The sequence below is a fragment of the Azoarcus sp. PA01 genome, assembly GCA_001274695.2.
GTDB lineage: Bacteria > Pseudomonadota > Gammaproteobacteria > Burkholderiales > Rhodocyclaceae > Aromatoleum.
Map to the genome: position 1 here is coordinate 599,111 of LARU01000004.1, position 16,842 is coordinate 615,952.

The window sequence follows — 16,842 nt, forward strand, 5'->3', positions numbered from 1 at the left end:
ACATGGCCGCCTGGGACCTGCTGTTCCGCCGCGTGCATCTGGCGACGTTCGCCGGCAACGAACCGTACGGCACGCTGCGGGATGGTGCGCTCGCGGTGCGAGCCGGGCGCATCGTATGGCTTGGCGCCGAACGCGACCTGCCGCGCGAAGCGCGTGCCGCCCAGGAAATCGACGGCGCCGGCGGCTGGCTGCTGCCGGGACTGATCGACTGCCACACCCATCTCGTTTATGCCGGCAACCGCGCGCAAGAGTTCGAGCTGCGCATGGAGGGCGCGAGCTACGAGGAGATCGCGCGCGCCGGCGGCGGCATCCGTGCGACGGTCGCGGCAACGCGGACCGCCAGCGAGGAAGCGCTGGTCACCGCGAGCCGGCCGCGTCTCGCGCGACTGATCGCCGAAGGAGTCACGACGGTGGAGATCAAATCGGGCTACGGGCTGGAACTGTCCGCCGAGCGACGCATGCTGCGCGCGGCGCGTATGCTGGGAGAAATCGCCCCGGTCCGCGTAACGACGACGTTCCTTGGCGCGCACGCGCTGCCGCCCGACTACGACGGACGCGCCGACGACTACATCGCCGAAGTCTGCGACGTGATGCTGCCGGCACTGTACCGCGAAGGCCTCGTCGATGCCGTCGATGCGTTCTGCGAGCGCATCGCGTTCAGCCCGGCGCAAACCGAAGCGGTGTTCCGCGCAGCCCGTGCGCTCGGGCTGCCCGTCAGGCTGCATGCCGAGCAGCTCTCGGATTCGGGTGGTGCGGCGTTGGCGGCCCGCTACGGCGCGCTGTGCGCCGATCATCTCGAACACCTCTCCGAAGCCGGTGCAGCGGCGCTCGCCGCGGCCGGCAGCGTCGCCGTGCTGCTGCCCGGGGCATTCTATTTCCTGCGCGAGACGCACCTTCCACCGGTCGCGCGGCTGCGCGCGCTCGGCGTGCCGATCGCGATCGCGACGGACTGCAACCCCGGCACTTCGCCGCTCAGTTCGCTGTTGCTCGCGGTCAACATGGCCTGCGTGCTGTTCCGCCTCCCTCCCACCGCGGCGCTCGCCGGCGTCACGCGCAACGCGGCCCGCGCGCTCGGGCGCAGCGACGACCTCGGCACGCTGGAGGCGGGAAAACTCGCGGATCTCGGCCTGTGGCACGTCGATACCCCGGCCGAGCTGTGCTACCACCTCGGCTACAACCCGCTCGCATTGCGCGTGTTCGGCGGACAAATCAGCGGAGCAAGTGATGCCGCACAACGATGAGGAAAATCGGGAGCCGTGGCGCGGCCGCACCGACGTGCACGAAGGCCCGCGGGCATTGCGCTGGCACCAGTGCGTCACGATGCTGCCGCCGCACGCACCCCCCGGCATCGCGCTGCTCGGTTTCCCGTGCGACCTCGGCGTGCGGCGCAACCACGGCCGCCCCGGAGCCGCCGAAGGCCCTGGGACGCTGCGCCGCGCGCTCGCGAACCTCGGGTGGCACGGGGCACGGCCGGTGTACGACGCCGGCGATGCGGGCGCCCGCACGCCCGGATCCGGCGAGCAGACGCTCGAGACGATGCAGGCCGGCTACGCTGAACGCATCGCGACGCTGCTCGACGCGGGGCATGTGCCGATCGGCCTCGGCGGCGGCCACGAGATCGCGTGGGCAGCCTGGCAGGGGCTTGCCCTGCATGCGGCCCGCCAACCGGATCCTCCGCGCATCGGCATTCTCAACGTCGACGCCCATTTCGACCTGCGCGCGGCGCCCGCGGGCAATTCTGGCACGCCCTTCCGCCAGATCGCCGAAGACTGCTCGGCCCGCGGCTGGAAATTCCGCTACTGCGTGCTGGGAATCGCCGAAGCGGCGAACACTGCCGCGTTGTTCGACCGCGCCCGCGCGCTCGGCGTCACGTTTCGCCTCGACGAGGAAATGGGCGTGCGCGATCTCGATCCGATCGCCGACACGGTGCGCGATTTCCTCGCCGGCATCGACTGGCTCTACCTGACGCTGTGCCTCGACGCGCTGCCGGGGGGGTGCGCGCCCGGTGTCAGCGCTCCGGCGACGCTCGGCGTCGAACCGGCCGTCGTCGAGGCGGTGATCGGCATCGCCGCCTCGAGCGGCAAGCTGCGCGTCGCCGACGTCGCCGAACTGAACCCTTCCGTCGACTCCGACGCCCGGACCGCGCGTCTGGCCGCACGCCTCGTCTGGCGGATCGCGCGCGAGATCGACCGTCACCGGAGCTGAGGTACCGTCTTGCCTGCGTGTTCCCCGGGCGCGATTGAGCCAAGCGGCACCGGCGGGATTTCGGTACGATGCGCTTCATTCGTGAAGCGCCCCGTCACGCTCGACGGATCGGCGCCTATTCCCTTTTCCGCTGCCCGCACCAGAATCCCATGACTTCCCCCATCGAAAGCTTCGCCCAACTCGATCTCCGTGCACCGCTGCTCGATGCGCTGTCCGAAATCGGCTATGAAACGCCGTCGCCGATCCAGGCGGTCTGCATTCCGCATCTGCTCGCCGGCCACGACCTGCTCGGCGAAGCGCAGACCGGCACCGGCAAGACCGCCGCGTTCGCGCTGCCGCTGCTCGACCGCCTCGATCTCAGCGTGAAGAATCCGCAGGTGCTCGTGCTCGCGCCGACCCGCGAACTCGCGATCCAGGTCGCCGAAGCTTTCCAGCGTTATGCGAAGAACCTGCCCGGTTTCCACGTGCTGCCGGTGTACGGCGGCCAGAGCATGGTCGTGCAGCTGCGCCAGCTCGCCCGCGGCGCGCATGTCATCGTCGGCACGCCGGGCCGCGTCATGGACCACATCGAGCGCAAGAGCCTCAATCTCGACAGCCTGACGACGCTGGTGCTCGACGAAGCCGACGAGATGCTGCGCATGGGCTTCATCGACGACGTCGAATGGATCCTGCAGCACACGCCGGCCGAGCGGCAGACGGCGCTGTTCTCGGCGACGATGCCCGACGCGATCCGCCGCGTCGCGCACCGCTACCTGCGCGACCCGCGCGAAGTCAAGATCAAGACCAGCACGACCACGGTCGCCGCGATCCGCCAGCGCTACTGCCAGGTCAGCGTCGCGCACAAGCTCGACGCGCTGACGCGCATCCTCGAAGTCGAGGAGGATTTCGACGCCGCGATCATCTTCGTCCGCACCAAGACCGCGACCGTCGAGCTGGCCGACAAGCTCGAAGCGCGCGGCTACTCGGCCGCCGCGCTGAACGGCGACATGACGCAGCAGCTGCGCGAGCGCGTCATCGAACAGCTCAAGGGCGGTCAGCTCGACATCGTCGTCGCGACCGACGTTGCGGCGCGCGGCCTCGACGTGTCGCGCATCAGCCACGTCATCAACTACGACATCCCGTACGACACCGAAGCGTATGTGCATCGCATCGGCCGCACGGGGCGCGCCGGTCGCACCGGCAGCGCGATCCTGTTCGTCGCGCCGCGCGAGATACGCATGCTGAAAGTCATCGAACGCGCGACCCGCCAGCCGATCGAGGCGCTGCAACTGCCGTCGCGCGAAGCGGTCGCGGACAAGCGGGTCGCCGCATTCCGCCAGCAAGTCGCCGAAGTGCTCGAATCCGAAGACCTCGCGTTCTTCCGCGACGTCGTCGCCGGCATCGAATCGACCCACGAAGCCGGACTCGACGACATCGCCGCCGCGCTCGCTTTCCTCGCGCAGCGCGAGCGCCCGCTGCAGCTGCCGGAGTCGAAAGGTCCCGACATCGCGCGCCTCCCCGAACCGCGACGCGAACCGGGCGCCGAGCGCGCGCCGCGCGAAAACCGCGAGAAAATCCTCGAACGCCGACGCGAGTTTTCCGAGGGCAATCTGCAGCGCTACCGCATCGACGTCGGCCGCAACCAGCAGGCGACGCCGAAGGACATCGTCGGCGCGATCGCCAACGAGGCCGGCATCGAAAGCCGCTATATCGGGCAGATCAACCTCTACGAGGACTACAGCACCGTCGAACTGCCGAGCGCCCTGCCGCACGACGTCCTCGACATCCTGCGCCGGGTGCGCGTACGCCAGCACCAGCTGAACATCCGCCCGCTCGACGCCGAGGAAGCAAAGCGCGACGCCGCCCGCGTACGCCCGGGCCCTCCTCGTCCCGGCGCTGCGCCGCGTCACGCGGCCCCCGGAAGCAAGCCGCCTCGTCCCGGCAGCCCCGGCCCGAGATCCTTCAGCAGCGATAAGCGCGCGCCCTCCCCCGGCTTCAAGCCTGGCAAGAAAAAACCGCACGATCGCTGAATCGACTGCGCCGCCAGCCGCGGTGTGCAGGCGTGTTGGGCGCAGGGTAGAATGCGCCACCCATCGCGCCGGGGTGGTGAAATCGGTATACACAGCGGACTTAAAATCCGCCGCCTTCGGGCTTACGGGTTCAAGTCCCGTCCCCGGCACCAGCGAGCGCGCTGTGCGTGATTTTCTCCAGGACTGCCTGCGGTGATCGTTCTGAACCTTTGCTGCGACCACGAGCACCTGTTCGAAGGCTGGTTCGGCTCGGCTGCCGCGTTCGAAACCCAGCGTGAGCGCGGACAGGTCGTCTGTCCCGTTTGCGGGTCGGCATCGATCAGCCGGCGTCCGAGCGCTCCGTACCTCAACACCGGCTCGGTGCCGCCCGCGGCTCCGGTACCGCGCTCCTCGCCGCGCCCTGCAACGCCCCAGCAGATGGACGCGGTCGCCACGGCCGTGGCGATGCTGCGCCGCTTCGGCAAGGAGTCGGAGGACGTCGGCGAGCGGTTTGTCGAGGAAGCGCGCCGCATCCACTACGGCGAAAGCGAAGCGCGCAACATCAAAGGGAAAGCATCGCACGACGACATCGGGGAACTGATCGACGAAGGCATCATGGTGCTGCCCGTGCCGCCCGACGACGAAGCGTTGCACTGACCCCTGCCGGCCCGCTGCCCGTGGGGCGTCAACAGCGGGCGTGAATCAGCGGCACCCACATTTCCTGCGGCGACAGTCCGCCATGCACGCCGATCATCCGGTGCGCGTGTTCGCCGGGCATCCTGTCCGTGATCGTCCAGCCGGGTTCCATCAGCAGCGCATGGCTGCCGAGGCGTTCGCGCAACTGCCGGTGTCGCGGCCCCGGCCCGAAAAACCCGCTGCGCAGCAGGTCCCGCGAACGCACCAGCACCGCCTTGCCTGGCAGTTCCGCCCCGACGAACGCGCGAAAATCGTCCTCCGCCCCGTGGCGAAGCTCGCACAGCGCGGCCCGACGTTCGCCGAACAATGGTCCGGCGAGCATTGCCGCGGCGTCCGTGAACCGTTCGAAGCGGATCACGCGCTCCGCAGGCGAATCGATGAAGCCGTGGTCCGCGCTCGCGACGACGTCGACGCCAGTTCCGCCCAGGTCATCGAGCAAGGCGGCGAACGCCGCATCAATATGGCGAAACTGCGCGATGGTCTCGTCGGACTCGCAGCCGTGTGCATGACTGAGCGCATCGAACACCGGATAGTAGGCGTGGATATAGCCCCCTGCTGCGCTCTTCAGCGCCCTTGCTGCCGTCGCTATCGCAGCGACCATTCCCTGGAGCCCGCGATACGCGACGATCTCGGCCCCGCGTCCGTGCCTCGCCGAGAACGGCGAATGCGCGAGACTGCGCGGATTGACGTAAATCGACTTGCGCCTGCGGTTCTGGAACAGGCTCGGATACGGAAAGAGGCGCTCCGACGCCATCGCGCCCCGAATGAGTCCGCCCGAACGTTTCCTCATCGGCAACGGTGCGACGACCCCGCCGAACCGCTTGTCGTGGATTAACCAGCCGGTCAATCCATGGCGGGCCGGCGCCAGCCCGGTGAGCGTGGTCGTTACTGCGCTCGCCGTCGTGCTCGGAAAAACCGAAGTCAGCCGTCGCTGGCGGTGCGCGAGCAACGCGCTTCCCGCTCCAAAACGCTGCAGGAACGCGTCACCGAGGCCGTCAATGAGCAGGAACACCAGCACCGGCGCGGGTTCGTCCTGCGCGAAATCGACGCGCTCCTCGCTTGGTACCGCCCAGCGCTGGCCATCAAGAAAGGCACGGATCGCGCCGACGACGCCATACAGGCCATTCGCCCCGTAATCGGGCACGACAGCGGCACGCGGCAACGAAAATGGAATGTTTCGGCAGGCGGGCATGGCCAGAGCCGGTAAACGACAAAAGGAAGGTGCGCTCGCACCTTCCTTTTGTCAATTTCTGGAGCGGGAAACGAGTCTCGAACTCGCGACCTCAACCTTGGCAAGGTTGCGCTCTACCAACTGAGCTATTCCCGCATGTACTTCTGGAGGCGCACCGGAATCGGACCGATATGCCCGGCTTTGCAGGCCGTACAAATCAGTATTGGCGCGGATTTCCGGACCGCTGCCACTCGGTGCTGCCACCTCTCGACACGTCGCTGCGTTGTCGAGGCGCGCATAATGCCGGAAGTCTCCGCCTTCTGCAAGCGTTCGCTGCCCTCTTCGTTTGAGGCCCTGTTTTTCGGAGCTCTTGGCTGTACGCGTCCAACCGGTCGTTCAGGCGCAAAGAAGGGGAAATTCCCGTCGAGGCGGGATTTGCCCGGAAACGACGGATCGCGGCGCAAATGCGACGTCGGGAAACCCGCAGCCCCCGCCCCCGTTCCCACGCCGTGCGGATCCATTAGACTGAGCTTTCCCAACCCGCCAGGACCGCTCCCATGACCATCAAGTCACGCGCCGCCGTCGCCTTCGGGCCGAAGCAACCGCTGCAGATCGTCGAAGTCGACGTCGAGCCGCCGAAGGCAGGCGAAGCGCTCGTGCGCATCCTCGCGACCGGCGTGTGCCACACCGATGCGTTCACGCTGTCGGGCGACGACCCCGAAGGTATCTTCCCGGCGATCCTCGGCCACGAAGGCGGCGGCATCGTCGAGGCGGTCGGCGAAGGCGTCACGTCGGTCGGCGTGGGCGATCACGTGATCCCGCTCTACACGGCCGAGTGCCGCGAGTGCAAGTTCTGCAAGTCGGGCAAGACGAACCTGTGCCAGGCGGTGCGCGCAACGCAGGGCAAGGGCTTGATGCCGGACGGCACGACGCGCTTCTCGTACAACGGCCAGCCGATCTACCACTACATGGGCACCTCGACGTTTTCCGAATACACGGTCGTGCCCGAGATCTCGCTCGCGAAGATCCCGAAGGAGGCGCCGCTCGACAAGGTGTGCCTGCTTGGCTGCGGCGTGACGACCGGCATCGGCGCAGTCCTCAACATCGCGAAGGTCGAGCCCGGCGCGACGGTCGCGATCTTCGGCCTCGGCGGCATCGGGCTCGCGGCGATCCTCGGCGCGAAGATGGCGAAGGCGTCGCGCATCATCGGCATCGACCTCAATCCGGCGAAGTTCGACCTCGCGCGGCAGCTGGGCGCGACCGACGTCGTCAATCCGAACGACCACGCGAAGCCGATCCAGGACGTCATCGTCGAGATGACCGACGGCGGCGTCGACTACTCGTTCGAGTGCGTCGGCAACGTCAAGCTGATGCGCGCCGCGCTCGAGTGCTGCCACAAGGGCTGGGGCGAATCGACGATCATCGGCGTGGCCGGCGCCGGCCAGGAGATCTCGACACGCCCGTTCCAGCTCGTGACCGGGCGCGTGTGGCGCGGCAGCGCGTTCGGTGGCGTCAGGGGCCGCACCGAGCTGCCGGGCTACGTCGAGAAAGCGCAACGCGGCGAGATTCCGCTCGACGTCTTCATCACCCACCACCTGCCGCTCGAAGACATCAACCGCGCGTTCGAACTGATGCACGCAGGCCAGAGCATCCGCAGCGTGATCCATTTCTGAATGGTCGCGCCGCGGATAGCCACGCCGACCGTTTTCAATGGAGGATGCCGTGCCCCTCGAACAACTCTCGTCGCAGAAATGCTTCGGCGGCTGGCTGCAGCGCTTGCGGCACCGCTCGACGGCGCTCGCCGGCGACACCGTATTCGCGGTCTATCTGCCGCCGCAGGCCGAGCAGGGCAAGAAGCTGCCGGTGCTGTACTGGCTGTCGGGGCTGACCTGCACCGACGAGAATTTCATGCAGAAAGCCGGCGCACAGCGCCTCGCCGCCGAGCTCGGGCTGATCCTCGTCGCGCCCGACACGAGCCCGCGCGGCCCCGACGTGCCGGGTGACCCCGACGGCGCCTGGGATTTCGGCCTCGGCGCAGGCTTCTATCTCGATGCGACCGAAGCACCGTGGTCCCGGCACTACCGGATGCACGAGTTCGTCGTCGATGAACTGCCGGCGCTCGTCGAGGCGCACTTTCCCGCCTCCGACCGGCGTGCCATCAGTGGCCACTCGATGGGCGGGCACGGCGCGCTCGTCTGCGCGTTGAAGAACCCCGGGCGCTACCGCTCGGTCTCGGCGTTCGCGCCGATCGCCAATCCGACGCACTGCCCGTGGGGCGAAAAAGCCTTCTCGCGCTATCTCGGCGCGGATCGTACACGCTGGCGCGAATGGGATGCGAGCGAGCTGATCGGCCAGGCGCGCGAAACGCTGCCGATCCTCGTCGATCAGGGCGACCGTGACGCATTCCTCGTCGAGCAGCTCAAGCCCGCAGTGCTCGAAGCTGCCGCGCGCGCGGCAAACTATCCGCTGACGCTACGCATCCAGCCCGGCTACGACCACAGCTATTACTTCATCGCGAGTTTCATCGACGACCACTTGCGCCATCATGCCGCCGCGCTTGGCGGGTGAATTCCGGAACGCTCAAGGAGCTGGGGACCTGGACCGCCGAGGCGGACAAGGTGCTCGTGTTCTAGGAGGAGCTCCGTGTGCTTCAAGCATTTTTTCCAAGGGGATTTGAAATGAGCACCGCGGTGCGCCGCACCTTCGCCGCCGCGGTGAACCGGCGTCCCCTCGGGCTTGGAGGTGGTCGGGGCGGTTCAGCGTGAGCAGGCCGACGCGGCCCCGGCGCTCGGCCAGGACCAGCGGTTCGGCAAGTTTGTCCTTTGAATCGTGGCGGTCGGACACGGCATTTCTCCCGTTTTTCGTGACGGGCATCACATGCCCAGATAGGCCTTCTTCACCTGCTCGTCGTGCAGCAGCTCGGGACCCGGCCCGCTGAGGATCGTGTGGCCGGTCTCGACGACGTAGCCGATGTCGGCGATCGCCAATGCGGCGTGCGCGTTCTGCTCGACGAGGAAGATCGTGATCCCGTCGGCCTTCAGGCGCCGGATGACGCGGAAGATCTCCTCGACGAGCAGCGGAGCGAGGCCCATTGAAGGCTCGTCGAGGAGCAGCAGCTTGGGGCGCCCCATCAGCGCGCGCGCCATCGCGAGCATCTGCTGCTGCCCGCCGGAGAGCGTCCCCGCGGGCAGCGCGCGCTTCTCCTTCAGGATCGGGAAGATGCCGTACATGCGCTCGAGGTCCTGCTCGATCTCGCGATCATGGCGGACGTAGGCACCCAGGCGCAGGTTGTCCTCGATGCTCATCGGGCCGAACACCTGCCGCCCTTCGGGCACCTGGCAGATGCCGGCACGCACGCGCTTTTCCGGCGCGAGGCGGGTGATGTCGTCGCCGCCGAAGCGCACGACGCCGCCGGACGCCGGCTGCACGCCGGAGATCGTGCGCAGCAGCGTCGTCTTGCCGGCGCCGTTGGCGCCGACCAGCGCGACGAGCTGGCCCTGCTTCACGTCGAGGTCGATGCCGTGCAACGCCTGGATGCGGCCGTAGTGCGACGTTAGGCCGCGGATTTCGAGGACGGTCTCGCGCACCGGCTGCGGCGCGGGCACGAAGGACGTGCTCTCGCGCCGCCCGCCGAGGCCGACCGGCTCGGGCGCGAGCGCGATGATGCGCGCCTTCAGCGTGTCGAGGTCGCCGCGCGAGCGGACGCCGAACAGCGGGTCCTCGTCGGCGGCGAAGGCCGCGTCGATGCGCTCCCAGTCCTCGGGCTCCAGCGCACGCCGCGCGGCGGGAATGACCGCCGTCTCCTCCAGGCGCATGTGCTGGCGCAGGTGCTCGGCGAACTCGCGCAACGCGTCGAGGAAGGTCTGCTGCTCGCCGCGTTGGCCGTCGCGGAACGCCACCGCGAGGGCATGCACCCGGTCGCGGTGGGCCGGCCCGTCGCGGTGCTCGGCTTCGAGCCGCGCGATGGCCGCGGCGGCGGCGGGGTCGCGCCGGCGCAGGGCCGGGAACAGGAACTCGTCTTCCTTGCGGTGGTGGATGCGGTCGATGTACGCGTCCAGGTATTCGAGCAGCTCCACCGTCGTCGCTGCGGCGGCCTGCAGGTCGCGTCCTTCGCCCATCGCCTCGGCGAGCGCATCGAAGGCGGCGGCGACGCGCCACATGCCGCGATGCTCGGCCTGGATGATGTCGAGGGCGAGCATCCGCGATTCAAGAACTTCCATGGTCGTCTCCTTCAGGCCGATGCGCCGAGGTAGGCGGCGATGACGTCGGGGTTGTCGCGGATCTCGGCGGCGGTGCCTTCGGCGAGCTTGCGGCCGTAGTCGAGCACGAGGATGTGGTCGGACAGGTTCATGACGAGCTTCATGTCGTGTTCGACGAGGATGACGGTGACGCCGGAGTCCGCCACCTTGCGGATCAGCGCCTCAATCTCGGCGGTCTCGGTGTGGTTGAGGCCTGCGGCCGGTTCGTCGAGCAGCAGCAGCTTCGGTTTCGCCGCGAGCGCGCGCGCGATCTCGAGGCGCTTGAGCGCGCCGTAGGACATCTGGCTGGCGTGGGTGTCGCGATACTGGCCGACGCCGACGAACTCCATCAGGCGCGCGGCCTCGTCGCGGCATTCGGCGTCGGCCTTCGCCAGCCCGGGCAGCCGGAACAGGCCGGCGAGCAGGCTGGAGCCCAGCCGCAGGTGGGCGCCGACCATGACGTTCTCGATCGCGCTCATGTTCATGCACACCTGCAGGTTCTGGAAGGTCCGGCTCATGCCGCGGCGCGCGAGGCGGTCGGGGCTCTCGCCGCCGGCGGGCGCGTCGTCGAACAGGATCTCGCCACCGGTCGGCGTGTAGATGCCGGTGATGAGGTTGAAGAGCGTCGTCTTGCCGGCGCCGTTGGGGCCGATCACCGCGTGGATCGTCCCCGCCCGCACGGTGAAGGACACGTCCTGCACCGCCTTCACGCCGCCGAAGGTCTTCGAGAGGTTGCGCACTTCGAGCATCACGCGGCCCTCCCGGCGAACTTCAGGCGCAGCGTCGGCACGATGCCGCGCGGCAGGAAGATCATCGTCAGCATCAGGATCAGGCCGAAGACCACCGTCTCCCAGCCCTCGAACGCCGACAGCAGCTGCGGCAGCAGCGTCAGCACGACCGCGCCGAGGATCGAGCCGAACACCGACGCCATGCCGCCGAGCACGACCATCGTGACGAGCTCGATCGAATGGAAGAAGCCCGCCGCGCCCGGCGTCAGGAAGCCGACGTAATGGGCGGTAACGCTGCCCATCACGCTCGCGACGACAGCCGAGAGGACGAAGACGCGCACCTTGAACGACGTGGTGTCGATGCCCGCGACGCGCGCCGCGATCTCGGAACCGTGGATCGCCTGCAGCGCGCGCCCGGCCGGCGCGTCGATGAGGTTCAGCGCGGCACGCGTGACCAGCAGCAGCATCACCGCGACGACCGCATACCAGGTGTGCTCGCCCGCGATCTGCCAGCCGAACAGGCTGAACGCGTCGACCGGCATGCCGTCCGGGCCGCCGGTGAAGTCGGTCTCGTTGATGATCAGCATCGACAGGATGATGCCGAGCCCGAGCGTCGCCATCGCCAAGTAATGCCCTTTGAGCTTCAGGATCGGACGCGCGACCGCGAACGCGAGGACTGCGGTCGCCACCGCCCCGAGGATCAGCGCGACCGCCGACGGCCAGCCGTAGCGGCTCGTCAGGATCGCCGACGCATAGGCGCCGATGCCGAAGAAGCCGGCGTGGCCGAGGCTGATCTGGCCGGTGTAGCCGATCAGCAGGTTGAGGCCAACGGCGATGCTGGCGTTGATCGCGATGCGGATCGCGAGGTCGTAGTAGTAGGCGTTCGGCAGCGCCAGCGGCAGCACCGCCAGCACGAACGCGAGGAACAGGAATCCGCGTGTGGTGGGTTTCATCGTCATACCCGGTCGGTGGTCTTCTTCCCGAACAGGCCCTGCGGCAGGAAGAAGAGGATGAGAAGGATCAGCACGAAGGGCATCGCGTCCTTGTAGGCGGACGAGATGTAGCCGGCGGTCATCGCCTCGACGACGCCCAGCAACAGGCCGCCGACGATCGCGCCGACGCCGCTGCCCAGCCCGCCGAGGGTCGCCGCGACGAAGCCCTTGAGGCCCATCATGATGCCGACGTCGTAGCTGGTGTAGGTCATCGGCGCGACGAGGATGCCGCCCAGCGCGCCGAGCGCCCCCGACAGGCCGAACGCGAGCAGCAGGATGAAGCGGGTGTTCACGCCGACGAGCTGCGCGGCGAGCTTGTTGCACGAGGTCGCGAGCACCGCCTTGCCGAGCCTCGTGCGGCCGAAGAAGAGCGCGAGTGCTACGACCATGACGAGCGTCACGCCCATCACCCACAGGCTCTGCGGCATCAGCGTCGCGCCGAGGATCGCGATCGGTTCCTCGCCCGAGAACGCCGGCAGCGCGTGGTTGCCCTTGCCGAGGAACACTTCGGCGAGCCCGCGCAGCGTCAGCGATGCGCCGATCGTGATGATGACCAGCGTGACGACTTCGGAATTGCCAGCCGGCTCGATCGCGAGCTTCTCGACGATCAGCCCGGCCGCCGCGGCGACCAGCACCGCGAGCGCGATCGCCAGTGGCAGCGGGACGCCCGCCTGCACGAGCAGCGCCGCGGACATGCCGCCGAGCATGATGAACTCGCCCTGCGCGAAGTTGATCACGCCCGAGGCGCTGTAGATCAGGGAAAAACCGACCGCGGCCAGCGCGTACATCGCGCCGACGGTGAGGCCGGAGAAGAGGAACTGCAGCAGTTCGGACAGCACGGGATGCCTCCTTCGGAATTCGGGACGAACGGGTTCCCGCCGCCCGGGAAAGCCCGGGGCGTGTCGATGCACAGGCAGCGGGAGGCGGCCGCCGAAGCGAACGCCGTGGGGAGTCGCGGCGCTTAGTTCAGCAGCGTCCAGTCACCGTTGCGGATCTCGAGGATGCGGAAGGCCGAGAGGCTCAGGCCCATGTGGTCCGACGCGGACATGTTGAAGGCCCCGCTCGTCGCGACGAAGTTCGTCGTCGCCTCGAGCGCGTCGCGCACCTTGGCCTTGTCGGTGGAACCGGCGCGGCCGATCGCATCGGCGGCGAGCATCAGGCCGTCGTAGGCATAACCGCCAAAGGTCGAAGGCTCGGACTTCCAGCGCTCGGCGAAGGATTTCGCGTAGTCGCTGACGACCTTCTTCTGCGGATCGTTGGCCGGCAGCTTGGCCGCGATCGGCAGCGCCGGCGACGGCAGGCGCACGCCTTCGGCGGCGGCGCCGGCGAGCCGGATGTATTCGTCGGACGCGACGCCATGCGACTGGTACAGCGGCAGCTTGATGCCCAGCTGCGCGAAATTCTTCGTCACGACCGCCGGCCCCTGGCCGAGGCCGAACACGAAGACCGCCTGCACGCCGGACGCGCCCTTGATCTTCGTGAGCTGCGCCGTCATGTCCGTGTCCTTGGGACCGTAGGTCTCGTCGGCGACCAGCGTGATGCCGTACTTCGCCGCGACGGCCTGCGCTTCCTTGCGCCCCGACTGGCCGAAGCCGCTGTTCTCGGACAGCAGCGCGACCTTCGTCAGGCCCGCCTTCTTCATGTCGTCGAAGACCCGCTCGGCCGCCATGCGGTCGGTGTGCGGCGTCTTGAACATCCACTTCTTCGTCGGCTCGACGATCACGACCGCGCCGGCGAGCGAGATGAACGGCACCTGTGCGCGGTCGACCAGCGGTGCCATCGCCATCGTCGCCCCGCTCGTCGTGCCGCCGATGATCAGGTCGACCTTGTCGTTCTCGATCAGACGCTTCGCGAAGCCGTTCGCCTTCCCCGACTCGCTGCCGTCGTCGTAATGCACGAGCTCGAGCGGACGGCCCAGCACGCCGCCGTTCTTGTTGAGCATCTCGACGTACATCTGAAGGGTCTTCAGCTCCGGGTCGCCGAGGTAGGCGGCCGGGCCGGTGACCGATAGCACTGCGCCAATGCGGATCGGGTCGGCGGCGTAGGCCGTGCCGAGGGCCGCGCAGGCCGCCGCGGCGAGGGTGAACTTGATGAAAGTGCGCTTTTCCATTGGGAGTCTCCTTCGGTTTCTTTCTTATCCAGTGGCAATCAGATACCTCCCGTTCGCCCCGAGCCGGTCGAGGGGCGAACGGGAGTCGTGTCAGGCGCTCTGGCGCCTCACACGCGCTCGATGACGAGCGCGATGCCCTGCCCTACGCCGATGCACATCGTGCACAGCGCGTAGCGGCCGCCGGTGCGTTCGAGCTGGTTCAACGCCGTGGTGACCAGGCGTGCGCCGGAGGCGCCGAGCGGGTGTCCCATCGCGATCGCGCCGCCGTTCGGGTTCACGTGCGCGGCATCGTCGGGCAGGCCGAGGTCGCGGGTGACCGCCAGCGCCTGCGCGGCGAACGCCTCGTTGAGCTCGATGACGTCCATGTCGGCGAGCGTCAGGCCCGCTTTCGCGAGCACCTTCTTCGACGCGGGCGACGGGCCGAAACCCATGATGCGCGGCGCGAGGCCTGCCGCCGCCATCGCGACGACGCGCCCGCGCGGCTTCAGGCGGTAGCGATCGACCGCGGCTTCGGACGCGAGCAGCACCGCGCACGCGCCGTCATTCACGCCCGAGGCGTTACCGGCCGTGACGCTTCCGTCGGGACGCACCACGCCTTTCAGCTTCGCGAGCGTCTCCGGCGTCGTATCGGTGCGCGGATGCTCGTCCGTCGTGAAGAGCTTCGGCTCGCCCTTCTTCTGCGGGATCGCCACCGGCACGATCTCGCTCGCAAAGAGGCCCGCCTCGTTCGCGGCCGCCCAGCGCTGCTGCGAGCGCAGCGCGAGCGCATCCTGGTCGGCGCGGCTGATGCCGAATTCCTGCGCGACGTTCTCCGCGGTCTCGGGCATCGAGTCGATGCCGTACTTCGCCTTCATCACGGGATTCACGAAGCGCCAGCCGATCGTGGTGTCCTCGATCGCAGCAGAGCGCGAAAACGCCGTGTCGGCCTTGCCCATCACGAACGGGGCGCGGCTCATGCTCTCGACGCCGCCGGCGATCATCAGGTCCGCTTCGCCGGCCTTGATCGCCCGCGCGGCCATGCCGACCGCATCGAGGCTGGAACCGCACAGGCGGTTCAGCGTCGTGCCAGGGACGTCCTGCGGCAGCCCCGCGAGCAGCGCCGCCATGCGCGCGACGTTGCGGTTGTCCTCGCCGGCCTGGTTCGCGCAGCCGTAGATCACGTCATCGACCGCGGCCCAGTCGACTCCGGGGTTGCGCTCGACGAGCGCGCGGATTGGCAACGCCGCGAGGTCGTCGGCGCGCACCGCCGACAGGGTGCCGCCGTAGCGGCCGAACGGGGTGCGGATGGCGTCGCAGATATAGGCGTTGTTCATCGTCTCCCCTCCTCAGGCCGCGACGTTGCGCTTGTCGATCAGGCGCTTGGCCTTGCCGACCGAGCGGAAGAGCGAGCCGGGCTGCGCCATCGTCGTCTTCGTGCTGATGCCGATGTAGGACTTGATGTTGTGCTGGAGCAGCTTGGCGATCTCCTGCTGGCGCAGCGGGCCGAGGTCGGCCGCTTCGGTCGAGAGCTCGACGACGACTTCCATCTTGTCCATATGGCCGTCGCGCGTGAGCTCGATCTGGTAGTGCGGCGACAGCTCCTTCTGCTTCAGGATCAGCTCCTCGATCTGGCTCGGGAACACGTTCACGCCGCGGATGATCAGCATGTCGTCCGAACGGCCGGTGATCTTGCCGATGCGGCGCATCGAGCGCGAGCTCGGCGGCAGCAGGCGCGTGAAGTCGCGCGTGCGGTATCGGATCACCGGCAGCGCTTCCTTCGACAGCGACGTGAAGACGAGCTCGCCTTCCTCGCCGTCGGGCAACACTTCGCCGGTCTCGGGGTCGATGATCTCGGGGTAGAAGTGGTCTTCCCAGATCACCGGGCCGTCCTTGGTTTCGATGCACTCGCTGGCGACGCCCGGCCCCATCACTTCGGACAGGCCGTAGATGTCGACCGCGTCGATGCCGGCGCGCGCCTCGATCTCGTGGCGCATCGCCTCGGTCCAGGGCTCGGCGCCGAAGATGCCGATCTTCAGCGACGACTCGGCCGGGTCAAGGCCCTGGCGCACGAACTGCTCGAGAATGTTGAGCATGTAGGACGGCGTCACCATGATGACCTTCGGCTTGAAGTCCTGGATCAGCTGGACCTGGCGCTCGGTCTGGCCGCCCGACATCGGCACGACGGTGCAGCCGAGGCGCTCGGCCCCGTAGTGCGCGCCCATGCCGCCGGTAAAGAGGCCGTAGCCGTACGAGATATGCACGACGTCGCCCTTGCGCCCGCCGGCGGCGTAGATCGAGCGCGCGACGAGGTTGGCCCAGTTGTCGATGTCGTTCTGCGTGTAGCCGACGACGGTCGGCTTACCGGTCGTGCCGCTGGAAGCATGCACGCGCACCACTTCCTCGCGCGGCACGGCGAAGAGGCCGAACGGGTAGTTGTCGCGGAAGTCCTTCTTCACGGTGAAGGGGAATTTGGACAAGTCCTCCAGCGTCTTCAGGTCCGACGGATGGACGCCGGCCGCCTCGAAGCTGCGGCGATAGTGCGGGACGTTGTCGTAGGCGTGCTGCACCGTCTTCTTCAGGCGCTCGAGCTGCAGCGCGCGCAGTTCGTCGCGGCTGGCCGTCTCGATCGGGTCGAACCCGATGCCATGTTCCATGCGTGCGTTCATTCCAGTACTCCTCTCTCTGTGGGGTTGGAACGGCGGCGGATCTTCCTGTCCGGGTCCGCTTCGCCGTCC

The 16,842-nt window shown here is 68.2% G+C and carries 14 protein-coding genes, 2 tRNA genes and 1 pseudogene; 7 read left to right on the forward strand and 10 right to left on the reverse strand.

Annotation, left to right across the window (positions count from 1 at the left end; all coding sequences use genetic code 11):
* Positions 1-2: 2 nt before the first annotated feature.
* From hutI to PA01_14930, 5 genes are all read left to right on the forward strand, one after another.
* The gene (hutI, locus tag PA01_14910) at positions 3-1,241 is read left to right on the forward strand and encodes an imidazolonepropionase (protein KON79768.1); all 1,239 of its coding nucleotides are present in this window, start codon (positions 3-5) and stop codon (positions 1,239-1,241) included.
* Positions 1,225-2,205: a formimidoylglutamase gene (gene hutG / locus PA01_14915; GenBank protein ID KON79769.1), complete on the forward strand. Its 981-nt coding sequence runs from the start codon at positions 1,225-1,227 to the stop codon at positions 2,203-2,205. Before hutI ends, hutG begins: the two co-directional genes overlap by 17 nt.
* 149 nt (positions 2,206-2,354) lie before the next feature.
* Positions 2,355-4,214 (forward strand): DEAD/DEAH box helicase, encoded by a 1,860-nt coding sequence (locus tag PA01_14920; protein ID KON79770.1) that lies wholly within the window; start codon positions 2,355-2,357, stop codon positions 4,212-4,214.
* A gap of 67 nt (positions 4,215-4,281) precedes the next feature.
* Positions 4,282-4,366, forward strand: a tRNA-Leu gene (locus tag PA01_14925).
* 40 nt (positions 4,367-4,406) lie between these two features.
* Complete coding sequence (locus tag PA01_14930) at positions 4,407-4,850, forward strand: DUF1178 family protein (protein KON79771.1); 444 nt, start codon at positions 4,407-4,409, stop codon at positions 4,848-4,850.
* 28 nt (positions 4,851-4,878) lie between these two features.
* Here PA01_14930 and PA01_14935 read toward each other — a convergent pair whose 3' ends face one another.
* Positions 4,879-6,081: an alkaline phosphatase family protein gene (locus tag PA01_14935; GenBank protein KON79772.1), complete on the reverse strand. Its 1,203-nt coding sequence runs from the start codon at positions 6,079-6,081 to the stop codon at positions 4,879-4,881.
* Between the two features lie 59 nt (positions 6,082-6,140).
* Positions 6,141-6,216: transfer RNA gene (locus PA01_14940), tRNA-Gly, on the reverse strand.
* Positions 6,217-6,623: 407 nt separating this feature from the next.
* Here PA01_14940 and PA01_14945 point away from each other — a divergent pair.
* Together PA01_14945 and fghA are read left to right on the forward strand one after the other, a co-directional pair.
* On the forward strand, positions 6,624-7,733 hold the full coding sequence (locus PA01_14945; GenBank protein KON79773.2) for an S-(hydroxymethyl)glutathione dehydrogenase/class III alcohol dehydrogenase: 1,110 nt from the start codon (positions 6,624-6,626) through the stop codon (positions 7,731-7,733).
* Positions 7,734-7,770: 37 nt separating this feature from the next.
* A complete protein-coding gene (gene fghA / locus PA01_14950) occupies positions 7,771-8,628 on the forward strand; it encodes an S-formylglutathione hydrolase (protein ID KON80372.2) in 858 nt (285 codons plus the stop codon).
* Between the two features lie 305 nt (positions 8,629-8,933).
* Here the strand turns inward: fghA and PA01_14955 are convergent, their stop codons facing one another.
* The 8 genes and pseudogenes from PA01_14955 to paaF form a co-directional block, all read right to left on the reverse strand.
* Positions 8,934-9,647: an ABC transporter ATP-binding protein gene (locus PA01_14955; protein ID KON80373.2), complete on the reverse strand. Its 714-nt coding sequence runs from the start codon at positions 9,645-9,647 to the stop codon at positions 8,934-8,936.
* 204 nt (positions 9,648-9,851) lie between these two features.
* Positions 9,852-10,259 (reverse strand): annotated as a pseudogene (locus PA01_19060) (hemerythrin domain-containing protein).
* 32 nt (positions 10,260-10,291) lie between these two features.
* Positions 10,292-11,047: an ABC transporter ATP-binding protein gene (locus PA01_14960; GenBank protein KON79774.1), complete on the reverse strand. Its 756-nt coding sequence runs from the start codon at positions 11,045-11,047 to the stop codon at positions 10,292-10,294.
* Complete coding sequence (locus tag PA01_14965) at positions 11,047-11,979, reverse strand: branched-chain amino acid ABC transporter permease (protein KON80374.1); 933 nt, start codon at positions 11,977-11,979, stop codon at positions 11,047-11,049. The genes PA01_14960 and PA01_14965 overlap by 1 nt, the downstream gene beginning before the upstream one ends.
* A gap of 2 nt (positions 11,980-11,981) precedes the next feature.
* Positions 11,982-12,857 (reverse strand): branched-chain amino acid ABC transporter permease, encoded by an 876-nt coding sequence (locus PA01_14970; protein KON79775.1) that lies wholly within the window; start codon positions 12,855-12,857, stop codon positions 11,982-11,984.
* Between the two features lie 122 nt (positions 12,858-12,979).
* On the reverse strand, positions 12,980-14,128 hold the full coding sequence (locus tag PA01_14975) for an ABC transporter substrate-binding protein (GenBank protein ID KON79776.1): 1,149 nt from the start codon (positions 14,126-14,128) through the stop codon (positions 12,980-12,982).
* A 107-nt stretch (positions 14,129-14,235) separates the two neighbouring features.
* Positions 14,236-15,441: a 3-oxoadipyl-CoA thiolase gene (gene pcaF / locus PA01_14980; protein ID KON79777.1), complete on the reverse strand. Its 1,206-nt coding sequence runs from the start codon at positions 15,439-15,441 to the stop codon at positions 14,236-14,238.
* A gap of 12 nt (positions 15,442-15,453) precedes the next feature.
* Positions 15,454-16,773, reverse strand: coding sequence for a phenylacetate--CoA ligase (gene paaF / locus PA01_14985; protein ID KON79778.1), 1,320 nt, complete (start codon positions 16,771-16,773; stop codon positions 15,454-15,456).
* Between the last annotated feature and the right edge of the window lie 69 nt (positions 16,774-16,842).

Coding starts and splice junctions, on each gene's coding strand:
- hutI (KON79768.1), top strand. CDS start 3: ATGGCCGCCTGGGACCTGCTGTTCCGCCGCGTGCATCTGGCGACGTTC.
- hutG (KON79769.1), top strand. CDS start 1,225: ATGCCGCACAACGATGAGGAAAATCGGGAGCCGTGGCGCGGCCGCACC.
- PA01_14920 (KON79770.1), top strand. CDS start 2,355: ATGACTTCCCCCATCGAAAGCTTCGCCCAACTCGATCTCCGTGCACCG.
- PA01_14935 (KON79772.1), bottom strand. CDS start 6,081: ATGCCCGCCTGCCGAAACATTCCATTTTCGTTGCCGCGTGCCGCTGTC.
- fghA (KON80372.2), top strand. CDS start 7,771: ATGGAGGATGCCGTGCCCCTCGAACAACTCTCGTCGCAGAAATGCTTC.
- PA01_14960 (KON79774.1), bottom strand. CDS start 11,047: ATGCTCGAAGTGCGCAACCTCTCGAAGACCTTCGGCGGCGTGAAGGCG.
- PA01_14965 (KON80374.1), bottom strand. CDS start 11,979: ATGAAACCCACCACACGCGGATTCCTGTTCCTCGCGTTCGTGCTGGCG.
- PA01_14975 (KON79776.1), bottom strand. CDS start 14,128: ATGGAAAAGCGCACTTTCATCAAGTTCACCCTCGCCGCGGCGGCCTGC.
- pcaF (KON79777.1), bottom strand. CDS start 15,441: ATGAACAACGCCTATATCTGCGACGCCATCCGCACCCCGTTCGGCCGC.
- paaF (KON79778.1), bottom strand. CDS start 16,773: ATGAACGCACGCATGGAACATGGCATCGGGTTCGACCCGATCGAGACG.